Consider the following 4,561-nt stretch of genomic DNA (forward strand, 5'->3'; position numbering starts at 1 on the left):
ACTGCGCAGTGGTTGGTCGGCCTTGGCATCCAGCGCCGCCAGGTGCTCCAGCGCAGCCGTCAGGGTCTGCATGGCCGGCGTGGGAAATTGCAGGCGCTCCAGCAAGGCGCGGTAGGTCAAGAGGTGGCGCTGTCGGCGCGCCTGGTCCAGCTCGTTGAGTAACCCATCCCAATGTTGACGGCTGATGCGTACGCTCACGTTTCGTCCCTCCAACCTGCAACGCCAAGTTCCCAGGCCAGGCTGCGGCGGATGGCAGCGTCCGGCTGGCGTTCACCGCTTTCGATCAGGCCCAGGTAAGACGGGCTGATGCCCACTGTGCGCGCCAGAACCTCGATGGCCAGGCCCTTGGCCTCGCGCAGGCTTCGCAGCTGCTCCAGGGGGCGCAGATCCGGCTCGGCAGTGGCTTGGCTAATGGTCGAAGCGGAAGGCGTTGGCTGTTGCTGACCGGCAGCTTTTAACAGCGCCTGATACTGAGCCCATGGCAGAACCGCATATTCGGGCTCGCCATCCTTTGTAATTATCTGAATATCCATGACTGCCCCGTAGGATCACAACACTTACTTCGTAAGTACTTTCCTTAGGAGTGTAATCCTAACAGCCACAAAGAGCGCAGGGGGATATTCCCAAGGTTCAGTTTTTTTTCAGGTGTTCTTGCGTAAGCAGCTGAGGCGTCGCAGGAAGGCGCTCAACCACCGCAAGTTTCTCGGGGAGCTGACGCTCGCGCCAGGCGCGAAAGGCGCTCAGTTCGCCGTCGAGGGTCTTCATGACCCACGCCAGCACAGCAATGTCGTCGAGCATGCCGAACACCGGGATAAAGTCCGGGATCGCGTCAATCGGGCTCAGGAAGTACATCAACCCTGCCACTACCGAAATCAGCGCCTTGGGGCTGATGGCCCGGTACTCGCCGCGCCAGTAGGCAAGGCACAAGGCCTGGAGCAGCTTGAGGTCGTCCTTGAGCTTGCCCAGCCGGTTGCCCTGGCTCGAGCCTTTGGCGGCGACCGCGAACAGCAACGTCGGCAAGCGCCCACGGCCAAGCAGGCGAGCAGCCATGGGCAGGAAGCGGGTGAAATTAAACGGGGCTTTCATCGTCACTCCAGTTCCAGGCGACAGAAAAGGTTATCCACACAAATTGTGGATAACCTTGTGAACAGAGCCTATTTTCCAGGCTGAAAGCCACGTAATACAAGGCCTACAGTCAGATCGGGCGTTTTTTGCGCACATAAAAAAAACCCAAGAATTCATTGACTTGGAGATAATCTGCGTCTACCCGTACTCGGGTCTTTTATCAGACTGCTCTAGCCCGCATGGGTTCGGTTGAATTTGCCCTGGATTCAGCTGATCGTTCCCACGCTCTGCGTGGGGATGCCGCCTGTGGCGCTCCGCGCTTGCTGTTAGCGCTAGGCTTAAGCTATGCGCAATGGTGACGCAGAGCGTCACGGGATGCATTCCCACGCAGAGCGTGGGGACGATCGCAGAGCGTGGGAACGATCGCACAGGCCAGAAACAACAACGCCCCGTCGAGACGGGGCGTTGTGTATTCAGGCGCTGATTACTTCTTGGCAGCAGGAGCCGCCGGTGCGTCAGGAGCGTCTGCCTTGGACGGGTCCTTGATGGCCAGCAGTTCCAGGTCGAATACCAGCACGGAGTTGGCTGGAATCGCCGGGCTCGGGCTCTGGGCACCGTAGGCCAGGTCGGACGGGATGTACAACTCGACCTTCTCGCCAACGTGCATCAGTTGCAGGCCTTCGACCCAACCCGGAATCACGCCGCTGACCGGCAGGTCAATCGGGCTGCCGCGATCCACGGAGCTGTCAAAGGTGGTGCCGTTGGTGAGCTTGCCGGTGTAGTGAACAGTCACTACGTCGGTAGGCTTGGGTTGAGCACCGTCCGCTTTCTTCACGATCTTGTATTGCAGACCGGAAGCAGTGGTGACAACGCCGTCTTTCTTGGCGTTTTCTTCGAGGAATTTCTTGCCGGCGGTTGCCGACTCTTCGCTCATCTTGGCCATACGCTCTTCAGCACGTTTTTGCAGTGCGGCGAAGGCTTCGACCAGCTCGTCGTCTTTCAGCTTCTGTTCTTTCTTGCCGACGGCATCTTCGATGCCTTGGGCTACCGCTTTGGAGTCCAGGTCATCCATGCCTTCCTGGGCAAGGCTTTTGCCCATGTTCAGGCCGATACCGTAGGAAGCTTTTTGCGCCGGGGTTTTCAGCTCTACGCTGGTTTGCGAATCACAACCCGCAAGTACCAGGCTAACCAGGGCCACCGCCGCCGCCAACCGATGCTGTTTCATGCTATTTCCTTGTTCGTGTGCCAAAAGGGCATTCGAGTAAAGTCGCGAGCTTATCAGGCGGCCACGACCAATGGCTACCGGCATGTGAGCAGGAAACTTCTGATAAGTTCACGTGTTTAAAAGCATTTTCATTCAATCCAGGGCCCTGCAACGGACGGCAGCAGCGCTGGAACGAGACTCATGGCCACTTGCCGCACTGCTGGCCTGATGGCATAAGAACGCTACAACTCGACAAGGATAGTTATCTTGCGCATTTTTTCCCGTGTTTTGCTGATGATTTTCATACTGCTGGGCCTGGTCCTGGCGGTGGTGCTCTATTACGTGGTCAACCCGAAGCTGCCGGTCTACGTGCCGGTGGAACAGGTGCACTATCAGGATCAATGGAGCGCCGCAGATCGCCAGACCTACTATTTCACGCCCCAGGGCACCCAGGTCAAGGGCCTGCGTTATGCCTGGTTTACCGCACTGGAACTGCCGTTCTCCGAACAGCGTTTCGCCACGCCCGAGTACCTGGCGCGCTTCGGTTTCCTGGTAGATCCCAGGCAAGTGCCGACTGCACAAAACCCCGGCAACCTGCCGGTGGGTTTCGCCCGGCATAAAAATGCCGGCAGCAATGATGAGTTTCTCGACATCACTTGCGCCGCCTGCCACACCGGCCAGTTGAACTTCAAAGGCCAGGGCCTGCGTATCGACGGCGGCCCGGCGCAACATGTGCTGCCGTCCAGCGTGCCGACCCTGCGCGGCGGCAGCTTCGGCCAGGCACTGGTCGCCAGCCTGGCCTCGACCTACTACAACCCGTGGAAATTCGAGCGCTTTGCCCGCACCGTGCTGGGCCATGACTACAACGACCAGACCGCAGCGCAACTGCGCCAGGACTTCAAGAAGTCCCTGAACAACTTCCTGAAAGTCGCCTGGAACGACACCCACCGTGGCCTCTACCCCACCGAAGAAGGCCCGGGCCGCACCGACGCCTTTGGCCGTATCGCCAACGCCAGCTTCGGCGACGCCATTTCCCCCGACAACTACCGCATCGCCAACGCCCCGGTGGACTACCCGCAACTGTGGGACATCTGGACCTTCGACTGGGTGCAATGGAATGGCTCGGCCCAACAACCCATGGCCCGCAATATCGGCGAAGCCCTGGGCGTCGGCGCCACCCTGGACTTCTTCGACAACGCCGGCCAGCCGCTCCAGGGCGACGCGCGCTACGCCTCCAGCGTGCGGGTGCGCGACCTGAATACCATCGAAGAAACCCTGCAACGGCTCAAGCCACCCACCTGGCCCGAAGACCTGTTCGGCGCCATCGACAAACCGCTGGCCGCCCAGGGTCGCGAACTGTTCGCGGAAAACTGCGCCGGCTGCCACGTGCCAGCGGTGTCCCAGGTCGATGGCCGCCCGGTGCGACAATTGAAAATGCTCCCGGTGGAAGTCATCGGCACCGACCCCGCTACTGCCAACAATATCGCTGACCACCGCTTCGACCTCAGCGCCCTGCAATGGGACCCGGCGGAGTTGGCGAAAATGAACGTCGAACTGCACCCCACGCCCACCGAGCCGCTGGACCTGCGCAGCCTCTCTTCAGCCAAAGGCCTGGCCTACATCACCGCCTTTGTCGAAGACCACGCCTACCGTGCCGCCGGTGTGACACCTGCCGAACGCCCGCGCCTGGACGGCTTCGGCCTGCCGATCGGCGTACGCGAATTGCGTGCCTACAAGGCACGGCCCCTGGCCGGGGTGTGGGCGACACCGCCGTTCCTGCACAACGGCTCGGTGCCGACGATCTACCAATTGCTCTCGCCTCAGGACGAGCGCAGCCCGACCTTCTATAAAGGCACCTTCGAATACGACCCGCGCCACCTGGGCTATCAAACCGCCGCGTTCCCCAACGCGTTCCTGTTCGATACGCGCATCACCGGCAACCACAACAGCGGCCACGAATTCCGTGCCGGGCAGCGTGGCAACGGGGTGATTGGCCGAGGCTTGCTGCCCCAGGAACGCTGGGCGCTGCTGGAATATTTGAAAGTGCTGGGCGGCCCGCTGGAACAGCAACTGCCCTGACCCAACCGACTTCGCAGAAAAGGATTTTTAAATGCTCGCTCGACTTTGGCTGCGCCTCGGCGCGTTTCTCGGCAAGACCCTGTTGTGGCTGGTGGGCCTGGGCCTGCTGGGCTGGTTGCTGTCCACCCTGTGGTTTGCCTGGCAGCACAGCGGCCCGGTATCGCCGGACGAACAGATCCCGCCGGGGGAAGCGGCCATGACCCAGGGCATCAT

Annotated in this window: 4 protein-coding genes and 2 pseudogenes; 2 read left to right on the forward strand and 4 right to left on the reverse strand. The window is 60.7% G+C overall.

The genetic code is table 11. The features are described from left to right. From HX846_RS21540 to HX846_RS21555, 4 genes and pseudogenes are all read right to left on the reverse strand, one after another. Positions 1 to 198, reverse strand: a pseudogene (locus HX846_RS21540) (hypothetical protein); the annotation flags it as partial. Further along, positions 195 to 533 (reverse strand): helix-turn-helix transcriptional regulator, encoded by a 339-nt coding sequence (locus HX846_RS21545; protein ID WP_178966064.1) that lies wholly within the window; start codon positions 531 to 533, stop codon positions 195 to 197. The gene HX846_RS21545 and the pseudogene HX846_RS21540, both read right to left, overlap by 4 nt. 97 nt (positions 534 to 630) lie before the next feature. Continuing rightward, a complete protein-coding gene (locus HX846_RS21550) occupies positions 631 to 1,086 on the reverse strand; it encodes a YkvA family protein (RefSeq protein WP_003211120.1) in 456 nt (151 codons plus the stop codon). A gap of 463 nt (positions 1,087 to 1,549) precedes the next feature. Beyond that, the gene (locus HX846_RS21555) at positions 1,550 to 2,290 is read right to left on the reverse strand and encodes an FKBP-type peptidyl-prolyl cis-trans isomerase (RefSeq protein ID WP_003211122.1); all 741 of its coding nucleotides are present in this window, start codon (positions 2,288 to 2,290) and stop codon (positions 1,550 to 1,552) included. Between the two features lie 246 nt (positions 2,291 to 2,536). On the opposite strand from HX846_RS21555, the gene HX846_RS21560 reads away from it, so the two are divergent. After that, the gene (locus tag HX846_RS21560) at positions 2,537 to 4,348 is read left to right on the forward strand and encodes a di-heme-cytochrome C peroxidase (protein WP_178966065.1); all 1,812 of its coding nucleotides are present in this window, start codon (positions 2,537 to 2,539) and stop codon (positions 4,346 to 4,348) included. 31 nt (positions 4,349 to 4,379) lie between these two features. Further along, positions 4,380 to 4,561, forward strand: a pseudogene (locus HX846_RS21565) (catalase); the annotation flags it as partial.

The organism is Pseudomonas sp. K5002 (assembly GCF_013386655.1).
Taxonomy (GTDB): Bacteria; Pseudomonadota; Gammaproteobacteria; order Pseudomonadales; family Pseudomonadaceae; genus Aquipseudomonas.